Consider the following 18,650-nt stretch of genomic DNA (forward strand, 5'->3'; position numbering starts at 1 on the left):
AGCTTGAAGCATTACGCACCTGCCTTTTCAATTGCGTAAATCCAGTCAGTCCGGAACCCCTTCAATGGTGCGGGTCATCAAATCCACCATGGCCGGGCTGTCCCATTCCGCGGCACCGACCAGACGGCCAATTTCGCGACCGTCGTGATCAATCAGCAGCGTTGTAGGAACACCTTCTATGCCCAGTGTTGAGGTCGCCAGTGTCGACGGATCAATATACTGGCGAAGATGTTGGATGCCTGTTTCCCGGTAGAATTTTTCAACAACGCTGATGCCTGCGTGGTCAACGGACAGCGCGACCACTTCAAATTGCTCGCCGCCCAGTTGAGCCTGAAGTGAGTCCAGCGTCGGCATTTCCTCACGGCAAGGCAGGCACCAGGTCGCCCAGATATTGAGCAATATCGCCTTACCCTTAAAGTCAGCCAGTGTCAGCGGCCTGCCGTCTTCGTCCTCAAAAGCCAGCTCGGGCAGAGTGCGAGGGGACTCCCAGATCAGGAACCCCTGGGGCCCCACCGACTTCGGAACCTTCCCTGCAGCCATAACTGGAGCGGCTATGGAAATAGCAAGCGCGAAAAGGACTACGGCGATTCCACGGGCGGCGGATATGCGCTGGTGACTCATTAGACATTTCTCCTGATTACAGTGGTCGGTTTGTTGCCGGCATGGTGCCCCACGCGTTACTCACTCTGTAACAGCTCTTCAATTCGCCCGTGCAGTCGGCCCCAGAACCCATCATCGGCTGCCGCGTTGGGGCCTTTGGCAATGGCCGTCAGGTAGGTCACCAGATGCTCAGGCTTGAATTTCAATCCATGGAACCGGGCCCGCATCTGCCCTTCCGGGTCAATCACGTGGGTTACCACACCATGGACCTGTACACCCTCACCCGTATCCCTGAACTGAACGCCGTAGGCTTTGGCGAGCTCCGACGTCAACCCGGGCGATTCACCTTCGCCCCGGTACAGAAAGTGCCAATTATCGGGGTTCAGGTCGAAATTGTCGCCATACGCGCGCATGTTGTCCCGGGTCCCGGCAATATCCTCGCGATCAGTGGCAATGGTGATGAACACCACCTCTTCACTCAGCCCTTCTTCTTCAACCCCGGTTTGCAACTGCCGGATCAGGTTCATATGCAAAGGGCAGGCCTCGGTACAGCGCGTGTAGAGAAAGTTAAGCACAACGGTTTTGCCGTTTAAGTCGGCAAGGGCAAGGGTATTGCCATCAACGCCTGTAAGATCAAATTCAGGGGCCGGCTGATCCACAAACTGGGCATACCGCTCTTTCTCGTTCAACGAGGCCTCCACATCTTCCATGGAATGGGCCATGGCATTGGTGCTGACCTGGGCAACCATGGCAATCAGCAATACTCTGAATACACTGTTCACAGTCATTCTCCATTTGAGTTGTTTTCCGAAGGGAGTCCCGGTTTATTGTGGCTTGATATCGTCCAGATTCAGCGCAACGGGCAGGTCAGCTGGTGCCAGGCAAACGCCCTCGTCACTGCAGGCCTGTACCCGTACCGTCATGTCTAGCTTGCCTGCCTCTTTCAGCGCGGCGGTCTGTTTTTCGTCTGGCAGCAGCCGGATACTCGCACCGTCGTCGTACACCTCCAGGGCGGTGTCACCCAGTGTGATGTCACTGACCCTGCCGCGGGGGTACTGGGTCGGGATGTCAAGCGACTGACCGTTGACCGAAGAACTGGCGACGGTGGGAATCAGGAACTCCATGGAGGCCGGGTTGGCGTTCACGTGCCAGCCCGATTCAATGTCCAGTGTCAGAATAATTTCACCGGTCTCCCCTATCAGGGCTTTGCCGCCTTCCGCAAGATTGAGGCGGACCTTATCGGAAGAATCTGCCAACCCCGTGCGGGCAACTGGTGCCTGGGGGTCGGAATTGGCTCGTTCGGTCTGGGCCGAGCCAGGAGCGTTTCCGGAATTGGTACCGATCAACGTGAACGCCGCGATCGCGATCAGAAAAACCGCTACGCCGGTCAGCAATACTTTGGTTCGGGTTGTCATGGTTCATCTCCAGTAGCTAGCGTTGTGAGTTCTCGGTGCGGTTGATCGCCTCGACCAGGCTGTCGGTATCAAATAGCCCAGTGAAACGGGCGACAACGGTGCCGTCAGCGTCAAAAATCGCCGCAAAAGGTAAAGCCTGCCCTCCCGTTGCGGTTAACAATGCGTCTTTTTCGGGATCGCTTGCTGTCACATCAACCTGAATCGGCACCATGCCGGCCCGCGCTACGGCTTCAGCCACAGCGGGCTCTTTATACACGGTGCGCTCCAGGACCTTGCAGTTGATGCACCAATCGGCAGTGAACTCCAGCAAATACGGTGTGTCCCGGGCTTTTGTGTCCGCCAGGAGTTCTGCGGAGTAGGGCTGCCAGACAAGTTCGTCTTCGCCGCTGCCCAACGGAGATGCGAATACCACTGTCACCGCAAGGGCAAGGCCTGTCGCCGTTGCAGTGATCACGCGAACGGCACCGCTCCCCTGAACGAAACGACGGAGACCCCAGACCAGCACCAGCGCCAGCCAGGCCCACCACAGCCAGGGGTATACCGCTTTGGGCACCAGGCTCGCGCTGAAAAAGACGGCGGCGGCCAGCAATATCAGCGCGAGCACTTCACGAATGGCCAGGGTCCAGGGGCCCGCCGTGGGCAACCGGCTCAGCCACTCGGGCCTGAGCATCAGTACCGCGTAGGGCAACGACAGCCCCAGCCCGATACTGCCGAATATCCCCATGATGACCGGTGTCGGCTGGGTAACGGCAAAGGCCAGAACGCCACCGAGGAATGGTCCTGCGCAGGGCGCGGCCAGAATCGCACTCAACAGCCCGGATACATAGGCTTCAAAGTAACGCCGGCCATGCGCCGAGGCGGCGAATGTCGGGACGGGGATGGGCAGATCGAGCCAGGTAATCACCGCAAACCCGACCATTAACGCAACCAGGACGGCCACGAATAGCGTTGACTGGAACAACGTGCCCCAGTTCCACTGCAGCAGTGCGGTCAGGCCGCCCAGCGTCAGGAAAAAGGTGAGTGTTCCGGCCGTGAATGCCAACGCGGCCAGCACCCGATGGGACCTCTGGCCGCCCGCCTCCCGCAGGATGGTCCGGACCTTGATGGGAATCGCGGGCAGCACGCAGGGCGTCAGGTTCAGCAGTAGACCTGCCATAACCGCCATCATGATCTGGCCGGCAATGAGTAATGAGGGCAGCTGATCCATTACTCAGTGACTCCCAGCATCCTGCCGAGCGCTTCCTGGCTGGGCACACCAGTCTGGCCCCGCCATTGTCCGCTCGTGTCCTTGAACAGCAGCCCTGGCGTCCCGCTGAAACCCGCCTCGGCCATCCACTGACCGTGTTGTTCGAGGGCCTGTTGAAGGTCGGCCGGGATCGGAGTGAGTTCAGAAATGCCGCGGCCGTCACCGCTTTTTCCGAAGTTTTCCTCAAACACCTGGAGCGCCGCGGCTCGATCCTCTGCGTTCATGATTGCTGCAGAAAGCCCCAGGCTGGACGGTTTGAGAAACCCGACCATGACCCACTTTCCCCTCCGCAACCCAATCCCTGGTTTGCTGCCAGAATTTGTGGCAAAAAATGCAGTTGGGATCCGCGAAGATATAGACCTCAGGGGCATCTTTACCGCCCTCGCTCACCAGATGGGGGTCCCGGGAGAGCTGCTCGGCAACCGACGCATACGTCGGCTTCGGTATATAACGAGCGGAATATTCGCTGGTCAGATCGTTGCCATCACTCTCCAGAAGTGCGCCGGAAAAAGTGAGGTCACCGAGACCATAGAGGATTCCGGTTTTCCCGTCGCCGGTCTTTACAACATAGCCGGTCACGCCCTCGGCTGGCGTGGAGAAGCGTTCAGTCACCGTAAAACCGATTCTCTCCTGCAGTGCCTTGATTCCCGGGTCCATTGGTGGTGACGCCGAGGCCAAGGCAGCGAATAAACTCAAAAAAAGTGCCATCGAAAGCTTATGGCAGAGCACGGTCATGCCGCGCACCGGGTATTCCAGATAGAATGACATCACAGATACGTTCCCGTTTTCATGTATTCATCAGTCGATAAAATCACCAGCAAAGCTGCCTACGTGGTGGTCTACCGCGCAAGGCCAAACGACAGGCACTCGAAGCGAAAGCCTCTGGTAATCAAAGGTTCAGGAGACTGTTGAATACTTGGGAGGAAAAGGGTCTGGGCCAGAAAGTACACGGCCGGAATGAGAAGAATAGCCTTTCGGGCAGGGGGAAGATAACAGCACTACCGAGTCTCTAATTGCAGATTTCCCGACATGGGACGTTGAACACGGGCTACTGCAGCTGCCCTCGGCATTGAGCCCGGCGCAGTCATGCATCACCTGGGTGTCTGGCAACATGACACAAGCCTCGGCCATGGGTTCCGCTTCAAAAGAGGTCGCGGCAACTCCCTGTGCAACGGGGAGAAGAGCCACGAGCAGTAGTACTGCCAGTCCCATAAGCCGTGTGGTCATCGCACTGATATCCTGATTACAGAACAGCTAAAACATCTTCCGCGTGGGAAGATAGTCGCCCACTTTAACCTACATTGGCGGAAGTGCAAACAGACACGCTCCATCACCGTATCCGCCAATTCGGCTACCAGAGTAAGATGTTGGCGGCGCACATAAGTTCCTCAGAAGCTTGGGTGTGGGGACTATCCGGGGATAAAACATCCGCTCTCCCTCGAGCCCTCAGTCGAGTGAAAATCATGTTCTTTCACGTTGATCGTTCTCCCCCACTGCCCCCTCATGCAATGATGCAATCAATGGGCAGGTAATATTGTACGGATGGGCATGGCACTGCTCAACCATCTCGCCCAGTACCTTCTCGATTCTCCCCAGTTGGTCGATTTTCTCACGCACGTCCCGCAACTTGTGCTCGGCCAGAGCGCTGGCCTCCTGGCAGTGAGCGCCATCTTCAAGTTGTAGCAGGTCACTGATTTCGACAAGACTGAAGCCCAGCTGCTGAGCCGTTTTCACGAACATTAACCGCTCGATATCAGCTGGACCATAGCGCCTAATACCACCTGGAGGACGTTCCGGCTCCGGTACTAGACGTCGCCGCTGGTAATAGCGGATTGTCTCGACATGGACGTTGGCAGCCTTAGCCAGGCCACCGATGGTCAATGAATTCGCTTTATCCGGCATACCCCTTGACTCCGTAGCTGACTACGGAAGCAATCTTATCTCATCGAATGAAACCATGAAAGGTGTCAGCGTTATGCCGAATTCCAAATCGGGGCGTGTCCCCTTGGCTGCGGGAGGTATTGCGGGCCTTTTGGCTTCGGCCTGCTGTCTCGGACCGCTGGTACTTGTCGCGCTGGGTGTCTCCGGTGCCTGGATGGGCAACCTCACGGCTCTTGAACCTTACCGCCCGATTTTCATCGGCGTTGCATTGGTGGCCATGTTCTTCGCCTGGCGTCGAATCTTCCGGCCAGTGGAACAGTGTCAACCCGGTGAAGTGTGTGCCGTACCACGGGTGCGAACGACTTATAAGGTGATCTTTTGGGCAGTAACGGCACTGATACTGGTCGCCCTGTTGTTTCCCTATGCCCTTCCTCTGTTTTATTGAAAGGAGATTGTCCCATGAAAATGCGCTTTGCCATGACGTTGCTTTTCGCCCTGCTCAGCATGCCCTCTTGGGCCGCCATGCAGACAGTGACGCTTTCGGTTCCGGGGATGACCTGTTCCGCATGCCCCATTACCATCAAGCTGGCCTTGAACAAGGTGGACGGTGTTTCACAAGTCGACGTGAGCTATCCGGATCGAGAAGCCGTGATTACCTTTGACGACACACGAACATCGGTGGAAGCCTTAACCCAGGCAACGGGCGATGTCGGCTATCCCTCCACCCTGAAATCCCTGGAAACGGACAGTAAGTGAGTTGTAATAAAGGACTCCAGGCGCCCTCTGTTACACGCGACTCGGCGCCTGCCGTGACAATGCCCCAGTAATACAAGGAACTCGGAATGAATAGTGACAATAACCTGCATATCGCTGTGATTGGTAGCGGCGGCGCAGCCATGGCGGCTGCCCTGAAGGCCGCGGAGCGCGGTGCCCGCATCACCCTGATCGAGCGCGGCATTATTGGTGGTACCTGCGTGAATACCGGCTGCGTGCCGTCGAAAATCATGAGTCGTGCCGCCCATATCGCGCATCTGCGCACGGAGAGCCCATTTGACGGGGGCGTCAGCGCCCAGATACCGAAGGTGGACCGGGCGAAACTGCTTCAGCAACAGCAGACGCGTGTCGAGGAACTGCGCGACGCCAAGTACGAAGGGATTCTGCGCGACCAGACGGCAATCACGGTCCTGAACGGTGAAGCCCGGTTTGTCGATGCCAATAACCTGGTGGTCCAGTTGAACGAGGGCGGCGAACAGAACGTCCATTTCGATCGCGCCTTTATTGGCACTGGCGCCCGTCCCGCAGAGCCGTCGATACCGGGGCTGGCTGAGACGCCTTATCTCACCTCCACCAGTGCGTTGGCATTAATTACTGTGCCTGAACGGCTGATCGTGATCGGCGCCGGTTTTGTTGCCCTGGAATTGGCCCAGGCGTTCGCCCGGCTGGATAGCAAGGTCACCGTGTTGGCCCGCAGCCGCCTGCTATCCGGTGAAGAACCCGCCATCGGTGAGGCCATAGAGGCGGCGTTCAGGCGCGAGGGCATCGAGGTGCTCAAGCAGACCCAGGCCAGCCGTGTGGACTATACCGACAATGAATTCGTTATAGAGACCAATGCCGGTACCTTACGAGCTGATCAACTGCTGGTGGCGACCGGCCGGATACCCAATACCGAAAACCTGAACCTGGCGGGCATCGGTGTGGAAACCTCCCGTGGCGCGATTCAGGTGGATGGGCAACTGCAAACCACGGTCCCCGGTGTCTATGCCGCCGGTGACTGCACCGATCAGCCGCAGTTTGTCTACGTCGCCGCTGCCGGGGGCAGCCGGGCTGCGGTCAACATGACGGGAGGCGAGGCCACCCTGGATCTCAGCGCCATGCCGGGGGTGATGTTTACCGACCCTCAGGTCGCCACAGTTGGCCTGACAGAGGCCGAAGCGCTCAAGCAGGGCTACAATGTGGACACCCGTCTGCTGGATCTGGAAAACGTGCCGCGAGCGCTGGTGAATTTCGACACCCATGGCTTTATTAAGATGGTGGCCGAGCGCGATTCGGGACGCTTGCTGGGGGTGCAGGCTGTCACCGCGGAAGCCGGTGAGCTGATCCAGGCGGCGGTTATGGCGCTGCGGGCCGGTATGACGGTGCAGGACATCGGCGATGAGCTGTTTCCCTATCTGACCATGGTGGAAGGTCTCAAGCTCTGCGCGCAAACCTTCACCAAGGACGTCAAGCAACTTTCCTGCTGTGCGGGATAAGTATTTGCCAGGGCGCATTCAACCCACTGTCTGTCGGCCCCTATCGTGCAGCTCAGGTGGCTTTCTGGCACCCTCGGCGAGCCATAAACAGCTTGGCGACAATCGGTAACAGGGTAATGCCACTGACCAGAATCAGAAGCACCGTCACCACCCCGGACTCAGAGGCCATGAGCAAGCCACCAAACGCAGTGATCAAATACGCTGTCGGAATAACACCGGCCAGCGTTGCGACCACGAAGCGCCAGAACGCGAGTGGTGTCAGGCCCGCTGCATAGCTGACCGCATCGAAGGAGATAAAGGGCACCAGCCTTGATGTAAAAATGACAAACATCAACGCGCCCTGGGAGCGGTCCTTGCCCAGCCACTCCAATACCGGACGCACCCGCCTCCAACGATGGATAACGTCGTATCCCAGGGACCGGGCAATGGCAAAGGCGATCAGAGCCCCCGCCTCAGCACCGATAACTACGACAACCGTCCCCCAGAAGGAGCCGTAAGCCGCCCCGGCGACCATGGCGATCGGAGCGCTGGGAATCGGGCTCAGGACGATGGCCAGGATCATCAGGCCAATGATGCCCACCGGCCCCCAATACCCCAGTTGTTCGATCCATTCCCGCAACGCCGCCTTGTTGGTCACGGTGGCCAACGCTCCGGTCTCCAGCATGACCCAATAGATCGCCGCCAGTGCAACCAGCAGGAGCAGACCCCCGACTACTTTTGCTTTTGCGTTCGGTCTCACTCCCATGCTTGCCATGGGTGTCCGATGAATTTCATGCTCCAGAGTGGTGGTCATAATCTCCTCTGGCGCTCTTACTCGCGCGTCCAGAATCGTCCCTGTTTCTCGAAAACAGGTACTTGGCAAGGGCAGCGACACCAAGTACCAAGGCGACGATGAGCAAAAGGGCTATCAATCCCATTCCCGCCATTCCAAACATGCATGCCTCATTTGTCATCATGTCTATCTCCTGATTCTCTGTGCCAGGTCTCTCATGAGACGCTGGCCTGTGCGGTCCCGCTTTCGTTCAGGTGGCTCGCCGAGGAGCGGCCGCTATCGGGTTTAAACCGGCCCAGCCGCAAGGAATTGGTCACCACGAATACACTGGAAAGACTCATCGCGCCGGCGGCCAGCATGGGGTTAAGCAGGTAACCGGTAAACGGGAAAAGAACGCCCGCCGCCACGGGGATCAGTGCCAGGTTATAGCCGTAGGCCCAGACGAAATTGCCGAGGATCGTTTTACGGGTGCGCCGTGAAAGCGCAGCGGCATCCACGATGCCCCGGAGGTCGCCGCGCATCAGCACCACGTCGCCGGCCTCAATGGCAATGTCGGTACCGGTGCCGATGGCGATACCCACATCGGCTTGCGCCAAGGCCGGTGCGTCATTGATACCGTCACCCACAAAAGCAACCCGGGCACCTTCTTTTTGCAGGCGCTTCACTTCGGCCGCTTTCTGGTCCGGCAATACCTCCGCAAGCACCCGTTCGATGCCGGCTTGCCGCGCAATCGCCTCGGCCGTGGCGCGATTGTCACCGGTGAGCATGGCTACACTCAGCCCTGAAGCCTTGAGCGCGGCAATCGCTTCCATCGAGCCGTCCTTGAGAGGATCGGCCACGGCAATCAGTGCGGCGAGGCGGCCATCGACGGCAACATACAGCGGGGATTTGGCTTTTTCAGCGAGTGGCACCGCACTGTCGGCGACGCTGGCCAGGTCGATACCGAGGCGGCGCATATAACGGTCCGCGCCCACATTGACCCGGCGTCCGGCCACCTGTGCCTGAATGCCATAGCCCGGCTCCGCCTGGAATTCACTGGTCGCGGGCAACGTGAGCCCGCGATCCCTTGCACCTTTGACGATGGCTTCCCCGATCGGATGTTCACTTTCGGTCTCCACAGCTGCAACCCAGGCCAGGACCTCATCCTCGCGGCCTTCCACCAGAATGAAATCCGTCAGCTCAGGCTGGCCCCGGGTCAGGGTGCCGGTCTTGTCGAGGACGATGGTGTCCATCCGAGACAATGTCTCCAGAGCCGCTCCCTTGCGGAACAGCACCCCCATTTCGGCGCCCTTACCGGTTCCGACCATAATGGCTGTTGGCGTAGCCAGCCCCATCGCGCAAGGACAGGCGATCAGCAGCACGCTGACCGTCGTGACGAAGGCAAAGGACAGGGCCGGCTCGGGCCCGAAGCTGAACCAGGTGATGAACGTCAGAATCGCCAGTACGATCACCACGGGAACGAAAATTCCCGCTATCTTGTCGGCCAGTGCCTGAATCGGGGGTTTATCAGCCTGAGCCGATTCCACCATTCTGATGATCTGTGCCAGAACGGTGTCCGCACCGACCCTCGTAGCCCGGAACGTCAGGGAACCGTTCTTATTAATGGTTCCACCCACCAGCTCGGCGTCTTTTTGTTTGGCCACGGGAACGGGCTCGCCGCTGATCATGGACTCGTCCACGTAGGATTGGCCCTCTTCTACCACGCCATCAACAGGAACCCGCTCTCCCGGGCGCACCTGGATACGGTCGCCAGGTACCACGGCTTCGATGGGCACTTCGACAGCTTCCCCGTCCCGAATGACACGGGCGGTCTTGGCCTGCAATTGCAGAAGCTTTTTGATTGCCTCCGACGTCCGGCCTTTGGCGATATGCTCAAAGTAGCGTCCCAGCAGAATGAGCGTCACGATTACCGCCGCTGCCTCGAAATAACTCTCGGCGGTACCGGCGGGAAAGAATCCTGGAACCAGCAGTGCTGCTACCGAGTAGAAATAGGCAGCGCTGGTGCCAATCATGACCAAACTGTTCATGCCGGGGTTGGCATGGCGTAATTCGGTGTACCCGGACCGGAAAAACCTCAATCCGGCATAAAACAACACCGGCGTGGTTAGGAGCCACTCAATAGCCATCCACCCCCGATGGGGCAGGAGGCTTGCATATAGAGCCTCAAGAGCAGGGATCATCTTACCCATGGCAATCAGGACTACCGGGATAGTTAGCGCTGCAGCGAAAATCACTTTCCGGCGGAGGTCCATGCCCTCCCTGTCCTGCTCTTCCGTTTCACTACTGGCGTCCGGCTCCTGAGGTTCATACCCTGCGTCGCGGATAGCCTGATGAATTCGCGACACTGACAAGGTGTCAGACAGGAACTCCACAAACGCTTTCTGGGTCGTCAGATTGACACTGGCCTTGACCATGCCGGCTTGCTTGTTCAATGCCCGCTCAACCCGGGATACGCAGGAGCCACAGGTCATTCCGATGACCGGAATTTCAGCCGACTGTAGCCGTGGCTGGTAACCCGCCTCCTTAATCAAGTCGATTAGCGTGGCCGGCGTGGCGGGCTGGTCAAATTTCACGGTGGCTTTTCCGGTCGCCAGATTCACCTGGGCTTCCGCAACGCCGCGCTGACCCATGAGCGCCTTTTCGATCCGCCCAACGCACGAAGCGCAAGACATTCCATCAACACGGACCTCTATGAGAAGCTAATTATGTTGATGGCGGGGCTTTTCCTGCCCTTCTTTGCTCTTGCCGACGAGCCCGGTCGCATGGGAGAGGGCATGATGGGTGGCAACATGATGCAGGGCATGGGCGGTATGGGGATCTTCATGATGATTGTCATGATTCTTCTGGTTGTGCTCCTGATTCTTGCGATTCTGGCACTGATCAAATATCTGAGGAATAAGTAATGAATCGGGATAAACGTGTCCACCGGCGCACAGTCCTTCAGGCTGCGGCGGGCACTGGCTTCTTTCTCGCGCTGTCGCCTGGGTTTCTGCTCACTGGCTGTGACGGCGGTGTGAGAGCAACTGAATCCGTAACGCTCGGCCTTGATTCAGAGGAATACGATGTTGAACTGGCCCTTCGTGCCACGCCCGATTCGGTATCCATACTTCCAGGCACACCCAGTGAAGTCTGGCGTTATAAGGCAGAATTGCTGAAAGGGCCGAAAAACACCCTCACTGAAAACACAAACAGCTATCTGGGCCCAACAATCCGGCTGCGCCGTGGTCAGAGGGTAAAAATCCATATTCACAACGAGCTTCCGGAGGACACCACCGTACACTGGCACGGGCTTCATGTGCCGTCCGATGTCGACGGACAGCCAAGGCTACCCATTCAACCCGGTGAAACCATGACGGTTGGGTTCGACGTGTGGGACCGGGCTGGCCTGTTCTGGTACCACTCCCATGCCCATGGTGAGCGGGGCGGGCGCGTAGGATTTCAAAGTTACGCGGGGCTTGCCGGGCTCCTGATCGTTGAAGACGACGAAGAGGCGGGCCTCGGATTGCCGTCAGGCGACAATGAACTGTTACTGGTGCTTCAGGACCGCACCTTTGCGGGTGCCAATGAACTGGTTTACCTCGACGGGGGTATGGGAGCCATGATGGATCGCATGCACGGTTTTCTGGGAGACAGGATACTGGTTAACAGCGTTCCTCCGGCCACGCGCAAGGTCGCCACGCGCCCATACAGAATTCGGGTCCTTAACGGCTCCAATGCCCGCATCTACAAACTGGCCTGGAGTGACGGGCGACCTGTCACAGTGATCGGTGCAGACGGTGGCCTTCTCCCGGAACCGGAAGACAGGCCCTACGCCACTCTGGCTCCGGCCCAAAGGCTTGATATCTGGTTAGACCTTTCCCAGTCCCAGCCGGGTAGCACTCTGGAGCTCATCAGCGACAGTTTCCAGGCCGGTATGATGGGCGGAATGGGAATGATGGGTAGCAACGCTCTTCCCCTCGGCAGCCGATTCACCCTGGTCGGTCTGGAGGTGGCCGAATCGTTAGAGGTCAACGAACAGTTGCCAGCGCAGTTAGGTCAGCAGCGGCAAAGGATACTGGTAGGAAGTAACACACGCATCCGGACGTTTGAGTTAAGACCGGTGATGATGCGGGGCTTTGCGATTAACGGTCGGCGTTTTGAAGGGCCCCACGTGGCGGATGACGAAAAAGTCCGCCTTGGCGATACGGAAATCTGGGAATTCCGGAACAACACACCCATGCCGCACCCCATGCACATTCACGGTTTGCAGTTCAACATTGTGGGGCGAAGAGGTGGCAACTCGGACAGTTTGCAGCAGGGCCTGGTGGACAGCGGCTGGCACGACACGGTTCTGGTCATGCCCCGGGAAACGGTCCAACTGGCGATGAAGTTCGAGCGCTTTGCCGGCCTTTTCATCTACCACTGTCACAACATGGAACATGAAGACGCAGGGATGATGCGCTATTTTCAGGTGCAAGGCTAAGCGCCGCCGGTCTCCTTCGTCTGCTCAACCGTTGTCACCGAGCCCGACTTGTCCTTGCACTTCATCATGCACAACCCAAGACCACACATGATCAGGCAGGGCAGGAGGCTGATCAGTATGGGAGCGAGTCCGAATAGCACCAGGTGTTCCCAGCCAAAGGTAAGTCCGGCGATGACCGCGATGGCGCCAAACAACCACCAACGCCGTGGCCCTGTCAGCAAACCCACTAGCCTTCCTCGGCCAGGATCTGAATTCAACGTGCCCTTGTCTGTGCCGCTCGTTTTGTTACAGCAACTCATTATCGTCCCTCATTTTTACCTTAGTTGTTGGTTGCTCATTTCCACCGCTTATGCGGTAAACAGCCTTGCAGTTGAGCATTTTTAAGAAAATAACGTTGAAGCAAGGTTTAAGGTCAAGGCTTTTATCAGAATGGCCAAAGTGAATTCACCTTGGGCCTTTGGGTATCGATGGCGTTGTATCATTGAAATAAAAACTGCTAGGATTTGGTGAACTGAAAGACGAGCTGTGTGTCACAGCGTTGAACCTTTACAGCTTGGTGCTTGGAATCAGGATGACCGCAACAACCCGCCAATTTATTTCCGCGCTGCTATCACTGCTTCTGGTGATAAGCGGGCCGGCATTGGCTATGTCCAAAATAGCGGACAGCGACGCGGACACTGCGATGCCGGATTGTGGTTCCATGATGATGGCTCAGGCTGAGAGCGCCGGCTCCTCAACAGATACTGAAACGGATTGTTCCTCAGCCCCTGACATGGCCTGCCCGAGCGCCAGTGGGCTGATCAAATGCGGGGTCAGCGTCAGCGTTGCCCTGTTACCGGGGGATTCCATCGGTTTTACCGATACGGGCTCCCACCCGGTATTGACCGCACGATCAACCTTCTACCAGGATCCGTTCCTGGCCTCTATTACGCCTCCTCCAGAACACCACTCCTGAGTTTTAACCCGGATTTTTGCCTCTAGGAGGCAAGCTCTTTAACGTTAATTCTTACAACAAAGTCTCGTACTTCCGTCCATCCGTAACGAGACTTTAACTGGAGTAAATCAAATGCGTAATTCAAAACTCAAGCTTACCGTAACCGCCGCCGTTCTGGCAGGCAGTGTTGCCCTCTTCTCTGCCGTTGCCCACGGCGAAGGCGCCGGCATGATGGCCGGACACTCCGAGCAGAATGGCATGATGTCCTCGCAAGGCACGGAGGGTATGGGCGGCATGATGGGGATGATGAACATGATGTCCGATATGTCCCCTGAAGACCGTAAAGCCATGACCGCAGCGTGCATGAAGATGATGCAGGCTCATGGTGGCGATGGCATGAAAGACAAAGACACCGGCACCAAATAACCATTTGGACACCCTCATGAACTGAAGCTATGGGCCGGGGATGCATGTGCATCCCCGAGCCCTGCACTGCATATAAGCGATTCCAACCGAGGATTTTCCATGAAGACCATGAAACTCGCCCTTTATACGGGTATAGCCGCTGTCGTTATCGGCGCTGGCGCCACCTTGGCCATCCAGGCCAACGAATCTGACCAGTCATCGGTTGCGCAAGCCGAGAGTGGAAAGACAGTTCAGGCCATCACCATTTACAAGAGCCCCAATTGCGGTTGCTGCCAGGACTGGGCCGAGCACCTCGCGGCCAATGGCCTTGAGACCCGCATCGTTGAAACCGACAACCTCAATGAAATCAAGCAAGAGTACGACGTACCCCGAGATATGGCGTCCTGCCACACTGCGCTGATCGGAGACCTGGTGATTGAGGGCCATGTGCCGGCCAATGACATCGTCGCCTACCTTGAGGACCCGCAGTTCAATACGATTGGGCTATCAGTGCCGGGCATGCCCCATGGCACCCCCGGCATGGAAACCGGCCGGAAGGACGATTACCAGGTCATCGCTTTTAATGCCAATGGCAAGCAAGGTGTTTTCCGTGAACACAAGGATTACTGAGGTCAGCCCCATGAAAACGATGGTTTACCGCCTGAATTCTGGCGTTTCCAGGCTTTTCCTGTTCGCGTTGGTTGCCGTCATGCCGGCCCTGGTTCAAGCCGAGTCTGCGAATGATGCCCAAGCAGTGAAAGCGCTGGCGACTGACTCCTCCGGCGCCCTGCTGGTGCTTCGGGATAGCGGCCTGCTTGTTCTTGATGATAAGACTGCCGCCGACATCCCGCTGCCACCGTCCGATTCCGGCGCTCAACCCCGTTCCATGGCAAAGGGCGCGGACGAACGCCTGTACCTGGCAGGGCCAGGCCTTGGCATCTGGCGCTATGAGTATGCTAGCGAGCGCTGGCATTCCCTCAATGACACCCTGCCGGATCTCGGAATCACCGCCATTGCCGCCCACGCCACCCAACCGGAAACGCTCTACGCCTATCTTGGTGAAGGTGGCATGTTCCGATCCAGGGACGGCGGTGGCGAATGGGTGAAGGTTGACGGTGGACCCCGGGAGCCGGTGCAGGCGTTCCTGCACTCGGATATGCCCGGCAGCATGGAAAGTGGCTGGCTGTTCGCGGGCACCACCCGTGGTGTGGCCCGTTCCATGGACTGTTTTTGCTTCTGGGGCGATGCCGGCGAATTGCGAGGGGCGGTGACGGCCATTGATTACGATCCTTCGGCCCCGGAGAACGTCTACGCCGTAATCGAGGGGCAACTTCACCACAGTTCTGACGGCGGCGAAACCTGGGTTGGCCTTGAAATACCCCAGGCAATCACCGCTCTGACATTCTCACCCAAGGAAGGACTCGTGGTGGGCACGGAAAACGGAGACCTGCTTTCGCGGAACGCCTCTGGCGAATGGGTGCCTGTTCATGAATAAGTGGTTTGTCCCGCTGGTCTTGCTCGTTGCCCCGGCCCTTCTGATGGCCGGTGGCGCGCCACCAAACAGCGACAGCTTGCCGACCGAAGTGGCCAAGGGTCGCCAGATCTACGAGCAATACTGCGCCGCCTGCCACGGATGGCAGGGTGAAGGTGCGGCCAACTGGAACAAACCGGATGAGAAAGGCGAAATGCCCCCGCCACCACACGATGAGACCGGCCACACCTGGCGCCACAGTGATGCCATGCTGTTCAGGATGATTGCCGAGGGATGGCGGCATCCCTTCAACAAAACAGATCGGCTGGCTATGCCAGCATTTGAGGACACCCTCACCGACGAGGAAATTCAGTGGGTGATCGAGTACCTGAGAACACTATGGACAGACGACCAGCGCCGCTATCAACAGAACGAAAGTCAGGACATTAACCAGGCCGAGAGCCCCTCCTGACTTCTCACGGATACCAGACAACACTCCTTTAAATCTCGGTAACTCGAAAATGTCGTTGAAGCAGCACTTCAATAAATGGTCATGGTTATTCGGTATAGCCGGTTTCAGTCTGGTGGTCGCTGCAATTTTCGTGTTGCCGCAGTACCTGAAGCCTGATCTGGATGCCGGTGTCACTTTTTACGCCACCGAGGGATGCGCACCTTTTGAAGGTCAGTGTATCGGGCGAAAGGGCGATCAAACCATCACAGTCGGCTTAGGTAATGAAGCCATCGAATCGATGACAGAGATTCCCATTCGTGTGCGTCTCGATAACATGACAGCAGACTCCCTGATCGTGGATTTCGAAGGGCTTGAAATGTACATGGGCGTGGTCCGCACCCAGCTGCTACCGAATGCCCAGGGTGTTTACCAGGGAACCATTACCCTGCCGGAGTGCGGTACCGGCAAGATGCTATGGCGGTCGAGGGTTATCATCGACAACGACCCTTCCAGTGAAGGTATCAAATTTGATTTCTGGGCAGTTTAACGGACTTACAAAACTTAGGGGACTAAATTCCTGATCTTGCAACCTGGGGAATTGGCGCCGCGTTTGCCATCGGCTGGACACCCTGTATAGGCCCCATACTCGGGGCCATATTGGCGCTCAGCTCCACGCATGCCAATGCTGAGGCGGGCATGCTGTATCTGGCGGCGTATTCGTTGGGGTTGGCTCTTCCTTTTCTCGGAACTGCCCTGTTTATTGAACACTTTCGGCAACGAGTACGCTGGCTCAGTCGCTGGAGTAGACTGCTGAGAGCGCTTGCTGGCTTGGTGCTCGTTGTAATGGGAGTAATGGTGCTCACCGGTCGGATGACACTCTTTGCGTCGTGGATGTTGTCGACGTTTCCGGTTCTCGGAAGGCTTGGGTGAGCTTCCTACAGCCAAACTACAGGGAACGGTCCATGGCTTCATACTCAAGTACTGCATATGAGCAGGTTTCATGAACAGAAGAGGCTCCGCCAATCATACTGTACGAAATGGTTGTGATTAGTTTGGAGGCTCCGGAGGAAAGCCCTGACTCGATTGTTCGCTTTTGTTTAGAAGCGGGAGAAAAAGGTTCTGGCCAAAATCTGCGTAGCGCTACTCGCCCGATTTCCCCCTAAAAACTGTAACGTTTTTACTTTCCAAGATTGCCGAGAGTCGACGATTTTCGAGTTCCAAAGTCGCGTTTTTGGAAGCGAGCTCATTGCGCTGCTCCGTCAGCTCCACAATCTTTTCCCGTAGCTGACGGTTCTTGGCTCGTTCCTCTTTCAGTTTCTCGTGCTTCTCATCCCGCTGTCTCTGGATCGCCTTGTTGGCATTGCCCCGGATGCGCTCCATCAAGTCGGGGTAGTCTTTGTGGATCAGGGCTCGACTGACTCCGGCTTCTTCGGCAACAGCGGCCACCGAGACTTTTCGCCCCTTCTCAACGACCTTGGGCTGGCCTTTTTCCAATCGAACAATGGCCAACCGGATACGCTTGTGAGTATCTGATTCAGATGGCTTCGACATCGGCCACTTGCTCCTTGAGGCGATTGATGTCAAAACCTAGATCGGTCAACACCTTCTCGCAGCGTTCCATGGTACGCTCGACCGTCTTTGAGCCCGAGTCGTCCCAGGTCGCAAGGCCATCGCTTAGCAATGTATCTCCACGATAACCTTTCAGCCAGTCAACAATTGGCAAATATGCCGCAATTCGCTTCACCGTCAACCTTCCACGGCCGTCAGAGTTTTCGCTCTAGTGGTCTCTCCAACCATTTGCGCCCTTCCAGACCTTTGTTTAAAACCGGTTGATCGGAATTTTCAGGTACACCTGCCCGTTATCCTCGGAGGGGGGAAGGTGCCCCGCCCTCATGTTGACCTGAACGGCCGGTAGTATCAGTCGGGGCATTCCGAGCTTGGCGTCACGCTCTGAGCGAAAAACAACAAACTCGTCTTCACTGATATCGTTGCCCACATGGATGTTGCTGGAACGTTGCTCGGCGACGGTCGTCTCATGAATAAACTCATCGCGCCCCGCCGCTTTGTAGTCATGGCAAAGGAAAACGCGGGTTTCTCCGGGAAGCGCCAGGACTTTCTGAATGGAGTGGTAAAGGGTATGGGCGTCGCCCCCTGGAAAATCGCAACGGGCGGTCCCGGCATCCGGCGCAAAGAGTGTGTCGCCGACGAAGGCTGCATCTCCGATGACGTACGTCAGGCAAGCCGGAGTATGTCCCGGCGTGTGAAGAACGCTCGCCTCAAGATTTCCGATCATGAACGTGTCGCCCTCCTTGAACAGACGGTCGAACTGGCTGCCATCCCGAGCGAAATCTGTTCCGGCATTGAAAGCTTTGCCAAACACCTCCTGAACGACAGCGATCTTTTCACCAATGCCTGTTTTTCCGCCGAGACGCTCATGGAGGTAGGGTGCAGCAGAGAGGTGGTCAGCGTGCACGTGGGTTTCCAAAACCCATTCCACACTCAGGTCATTGCTTTGAACGTACTCAATAATCTTGTCAGCGGAACGGACATCGGTCCGGCCCGCGGCATAGTCGAAATCCAGCACAGAATCGATGATCGCGCAGACCGAGCTATCAGGATCCTGAACGATGTAGCTGAATGTGTTTGTAGGCTCGTCAAAGAAATGCGTGACTAGCGGATGTTGCATGGCGTCACCCTCGTCGCAAGGAGAATTGATCAGATTTCAACGTATCAGGTTTTATGTTATAACGATAGCGTTAACAGC

General features: G+C 57.1%; 24 protein-coding genes. 12 read left to right on the plus strand and 12 right to left on the minus strand.

Annotated elements, in window-relative coordinates; genetic code table 11:
- Nucleotides 1-45: 45 nt before the first annotated feature.
- From KZ771_RS09920 to merR, 7 genes are all read right to left on the minus strand, one after another.
- A complete protein-coding gene (locus tag KZ771_RS09920) occupies nucleotides 46-513 on the minus strand; it encodes a TlpA disulfide reductase family protein (protein ID WP_290653197.1) in 468 nt (155 codons plus the stop codon).
- A 164-nt stretch (nucleotides 514-677) separates the two neighbouring features.
- Entirely contained in the window at nucleotides 678-1,382 is a 705-nt protein-coding gene (locus KZ771_RS09925) for an SCO family protein (protein WP_290653199.1), read from the minus strand.
- A gap of 42 nt (nucleotides 1,383-1,424) precedes the next feature.
- Entirely contained in the window at nucleotides 1,425-2,015 is a 591-nt protein-coding gene (locus tag KZ771_RS09930; protein WP_094625685.1) for a protein-disulfide reductase DsbD domain-containing protein, read from the minus strand.
- A gap of 16 nt (nucleotides 2,016-2,031) precedes the next feature.
- On the minus strand, nucleotides 2,032-3,222 hold the full coding sequence (locus tag KZ771_RS09935; protein ID WP_290653205.1) for a cytochrome c biogenesis protein CcdA: 1,191 nt from the start codon (nucleotides 3,220-3,222) through the stop codon (nucleotides 2,032-2,034).
- Entirely contained in the window at nucleotides 3,222-3,485 is a 264-nt protein-coding gene (locus tag KZ771_RS09940) for a hypothetical protein (RefSeq protein WP_290653207.1), read from the minus strand. Before KZ771_RS09940 ends, KZ771_RS09935 begins: the two co-directional genes overlap by 1 nt.
- Nucleotides 3,445-4,032 carry a hypothetical protein gene (locus KZ771_RS09945; protein ID WP_290653209.1) on the minus strand — a complete coding sequence of 196 codons (588 nt, stop codon included), beginning with the start codon at nucleotides 4,030-4,032 and terminating at the stop codon, nucleotides 3,445-3,447. Before KZ771_RS09945 ends, KZ771_RS09940 begins: the two co-directional genes overlap by 41 nt.
- A gap of 690 nt (nucleotides 4,033-4,722) precedes the next feature.
- Nucleotides 4,723-5,163, minus strand: a complete 441-nt coding sequence (gene merR / locus KZ771_RS09950) for an Hg(II)-responsive transcriptional regulator (protein WP_290653211.1) — start codon at nucleotides 5,161-5,163, stop codon at nucleotides 4,723-4,725.
- A gap of 73 nt (nucleotides 5,164-5,236) precedes the next feature.
- Here merR and merT point away from each other — a divergent pair, with 73 nt between their 5' ends.
- The 3 genes from merT to merA all read left to right on the plus strand — a co-directional run bounded on the left by merT (nucleotide 5,237) and on the right by merA (nucleotide 7,391).
- Nucleotides 5,237-5,587 (plus strand): mercuric ion transporter MerT, encoded by a 351-nt coding sequence (gene merT, locus KZ771_RS09955; RefSeq protein ID WP_011784885.1) that lies wholly within the window; start codon nucleotides 5,237-5,239, stop codon nucleotides 5,585-5,587.
- A gap of 14 nt (nucleotides 5,588-5,601) precedes the next feature.
- Nucleotides 5,602-5,898, plus strand: coding sequence for a mercury resistance system periplasmic binding protein MerP (gene merP, locus KZ771_RS09960; protein ID WP_011784884.1), 297 nt, complete (start codon nucleotides 5,602-5,604; stop codon nucleotides 5,896-5,898).
- 86 nt (nucleotides 5,899-5,984) lie between these two features.
- On the plus strand, nucleotides 5,985-7,391 hold the full coding sequence (merA, locus tag KZ771_RS09965; RefSeq protein WP_290653220.1) for a mercury(II) reductase: 1,407 nt from the start codon (nucleotides 5,985-5,987) through the stop codon (nucleotides 7,389-7,391).
- 52 nt (nucleotides 7,392-7,443) lie between these two features.
- Here the strand turns inward: merA and KZ771_RS09970 are convergent, their stop codons facing one another.
- Nucleotides 7,444-8,184, minus strand: coding sequence for a TVP38/TMEM64 family protein (locus KZ771_RS09970; protein WP_290653222.1), 741 nt, complete (start codon nucleotides 8,182-8,184; stop codon nucleotides 7,444-7,446).
- Nucleotides 8,185-8,378: 194 nt separating this feature from the next.
- Nucleotides 8,379-10,856, minus strand: coding sequence for a heavy metal translocating P-type ATPase (locus KZ771_RS09975; RefSeq protein WP_290654835.1), 2,478 nt, complete (start codon nucleotides 10,854-10,856; stop codon nucleotides 8,379-8,381).
- 12 nt (nucleotides 10,857-10,868) lie between these two features.
- Here KZ771_RS09975 and KZ771_RS09980 point away from each other — a divergent pair, with 12 nt between their 5' ends.
- From KZ771_RS09980 to KZ771_RS14345, 9 genes are all read left to right on the plus strand, one after another.
- Complete coding sequence (locus tag KZ771_RS09980; RefSeq protein ID WP_094625681.1) at nucleotides 10,869-11,066, plus strand: hypothetical protein; 198 nt, start codon at nucleotides 10,869-10,871, stop codon at nucleotides 11,064-11,066.
- Entirely contained in the window at nucleotides 11,066-12,625 is a 1,560-nt protein-coding gene (locus tag KZ771_RS09985; RefSeq protein ID WP_094625680.1) for a multicopper oxidase domain-containing protein, read from the plus strand. Before KZ771_RS09980 ends, KZ771_RS09985 begins: the two co-directional genes overlap by 1 nt.
- Nucleotides 12,626-13,196: 571 nt before the next feature.
- Nucleotides 13,197-13,580: a hypothetical protein gene (locus KZ771_RS09990; RefSeq protein WP_199453991.1), complete on the plus strand. Its 384-nt coding sequence runs from the start codon at nucleotides 13,197-13,199 to the stop codon at nucleotides 13,578-13,580.
- Nucleotides 13,581-13,691: 111 nt separating this feature from the next.
- Complete coding sequence (locus KZ771_RS09995; RefSeq protein ID WP_094625679.1) at nucleotides 13,692-13,985, plus strand: hypothetical protein; 294 nt, start codon at nucleotides 13,692-13,694, stop codon at nucleotides 13,983-13,985.
- A 99-nt stretch (nucleotides 13,986-14,084) separates the two neighbouring features.
- A complete protein-coding gene (locus KZ771_RS10000; protein WP_290653228.1) occupies nucleotides 14,085-14,594 on the plus strand; it encodes a DUF411 domain-containing protein in 510 nt (169 codons plus the stop codon).
- A 10-nt stretch (nucleotides 14,595-14,604) separates the two neighbouring features.
- Nucleotides 14,605-15,459 carry a hypothetical protein gene (locus tag KZ771_RS10005; protein WP_053115571.1) on the plus strand — a complete coding sequence of 285 codons (855 nt, stop codon included), beginning with the start codon at nucleotides 14,605-14,607 and terminating at the stop codon, nucleotides 15,457-15,459.
- Nucleotides 15,452-15,907, plus strand: coding sequence for a cytochrome c (locus KZ771_RS10010; RefSeq protein ID WP_011784882.1), 456 nt, complete (start codon nucleotides 15,452-15,454; stop codon nucleotides 15,905-15,907). The genes KZ771_RS10005 and KZ771_RS10010 overlap by 8 nt, the downstream gene beginning before the upstream one ends.
- A gap of 49 nt (nucleotides 15,908-15,956) precedes the next feature.
- Nucleotides 15,957-16,433, plus strand: coding sequence for a hypothetical protein (locus KZ771_RS10015; protein ID WP_011784881.1), 477 nt, complete (start codon nucleotides 15,957-15,959; stop codon nucleotides 16,431-16,433).
- A 26-nt stretch (nucleotides 16,434-16,459) separates the two neighbouring features.
- The gene (locus KZ771_RS14345; RefSeq protein ID WP_223268841.1) at nucleotides 16,460-16,816 is read left to right on the plus strand and encodes a cytochrome c biogenesis protein CcdA; all 357 of its coding nucleotides are present in this window, start codon (nucleotides 16,460-16,462) and stop codon (nucleotides 16,814-16,816) included.
- Between the two features lie 210 nt (nucleotides 16,817-17,026).
- Here the strand turns inward: KZ771_RS14345 and KZ771_RS10020 are convergent, their stop codons facing one another.
- The 3 genes from KZ771_RS10020 to KZ771_RS10030 form a co-directional block, all read right to left on the minus strand.
- Nucleotides 17,027-17,437, minus strand: a complete 411-nt coding sequence (locus KZ771_RS10020) for a DUF6262 family protein (RefSeq protein ID WP_290653234.1) — start codon at nucleotides 17,435-17,437, stop codon at nucleotides 17,027-17,029.
- The gene (locus tag KZ771_RS10025; RefSeq protein WP_290653236.1) at nucleotides 17,421-17,630 is read right to left on the minus strand and encodes a hypothetical protein; all 210 of its coding nucleotides are present in this window, start codon (nucleotides 17,628-17,630) and stop codon (nucleotides 17,421-17,423) included. The genes KZ771_RS10020 and KZ771_RS10025 overlap by 17 nt, the downstream gene beginning before the upstream one ends.
- Nucleotides 17,631-17,705: 75 nt before the next feature.
- Complete coding sequence (locus KZ771_RS10030; RefSeq protein ID WP_199446747.1) at nucleotides 17,706-18,572, minus strand: MBL fold metallo-hydrolase; 867 nt, start codon at nucleotides 18,570-18,572, stop codon at nucleotides 17,706-17,708.
- Between the last annotated feature and the right edge of the window lie 78 nt (nucleotides 18,573-18,650).

It is taken from the genome of Idiomarina sp. (assembly GCF_019431395.1).
Lineage (GTDB): Bacteria > Pseudomonadota > Gammaproteobacteria > Enterobacterales > Alteromonadaceae > Idiomarina.

Coding starts and splice junctions, on each gene's coding strand:
- KZ771_RS09930 (WP_094625685.1), bottom strand. CDS start 2,015: ATGACAACCCGAACCAAAGTATTGCTGACCGGCGTAGCGGTTTTTCTG.
- KZ771_RS09935 (WP_290653205.1), bottom strand. CDS start 3,222: ATGGATCAGCTGCCCTCATTACTCATTGCCGGCCAGATCATGATGGCG.
- KZ771_RS09940 (WP_290653207.1), bottom strand. CDS start 3,485: ATGAACGCAGAGGATCGAGCCGCGGCGCTCCAGGTGTTTGAGGAAAAC.
- merR (WP_290653211.1), bottom strand. CDS start 5,163: ATGCCGGATAAAGCGAATTCATTGACCATCGGTGGCCTGGCTAAGGCT.
- merT (WP_011784885.1), top strand. CDS start 5,237: ATGCCGAATTCCAAATCGGGGCGTGTCCCCTTGGCTGCGGGAGGTATT.
- merP (WP_011784884.1), top strand. CDS start 5,602: ATGAAAATGCGCTTTGCCATGACGTTGCTTTTCGCCCTGCTCAGCATG.
- merA (WP_290653220.1), top strand. CDS start 5,985: ATGAATAGTGACAATAACCTGCATATCGCTGTGATTGGTAGCGGCGGC.
- KZ771_RS09970 (WP_290653222.1), bottom strand. CDS start 8,184: ATGACCACCACTCTGGAGCATGAAATTCATCGGACACCCATGGCAAGC.
- KZ771_RS09980 (WP_094625681.1), top strand. CDS start 10,869: ATGTTGATGGCGGGGCTTTTCCTGCCCTTCTTTGCTCTTGCCGACGAG.
- KZ771_RS09985 (WP_094625680.1), top strand. CDS start 11,066: ATGAATCGGGATAAACGTGTCCACCGGCGCACAGTCCTTCAGGCTGCG.
- KZ771_RS09990 (WP_199453991.1), top strand. CDS start 13,197: ATGACCGCAACAACCCGCCAATTTATTTCCGCGCTGCTATCACTGCTT.
- KZ771_RS09995 (WP_094625679.1), top strand. CDS start 13,692: ATGCGTAATTCAAAACTCAAGCTTACCGTAACCGCCGCCGTTCTGGCA.
- KZ771_RS10000 (WP_290653228.1), top strand. CDS start 14,085: ATGAAGACCATGAAACTCGCCCTTTATACGGGTATAGCCGCTGTCGTT.
- KZ771_RS10005 (WP_053115571.1), top strand. CDS start 14,605: ATGAAAACGATGGTTTACCGCCTGAATTCTGGCGTTTCCAGGCTTTTC.
- KZ771_RS10010 (WP_011784882.1), top strand. CDS start 15,452: ATGAATAAGTGGTTTGTCCCGCTGGTCTTGCTCGTTGCCCCGGCCCTT.
- KZ771_RS10015 (WP_011784881.1), top strand. CDS start 15,957: ATGTCGTTGAAGCAGCACTTCAATAAATGGTCATGGTTATTCGGTATA.
- KZ771_RS10020 (WP_290653234.1), bottom strand. CDS start 17,437: ATGTCGAAGCCATCTGAATCAGATACTCACAAGCGTATCCGGTTGGCC.
- KZ771_RS10030 (WP_199446747.1), bottom strand. CDS start 18,572: ATGCAACATCCGCTAGTCACGCATTTCTTTGACGAGCCTACAAACACA.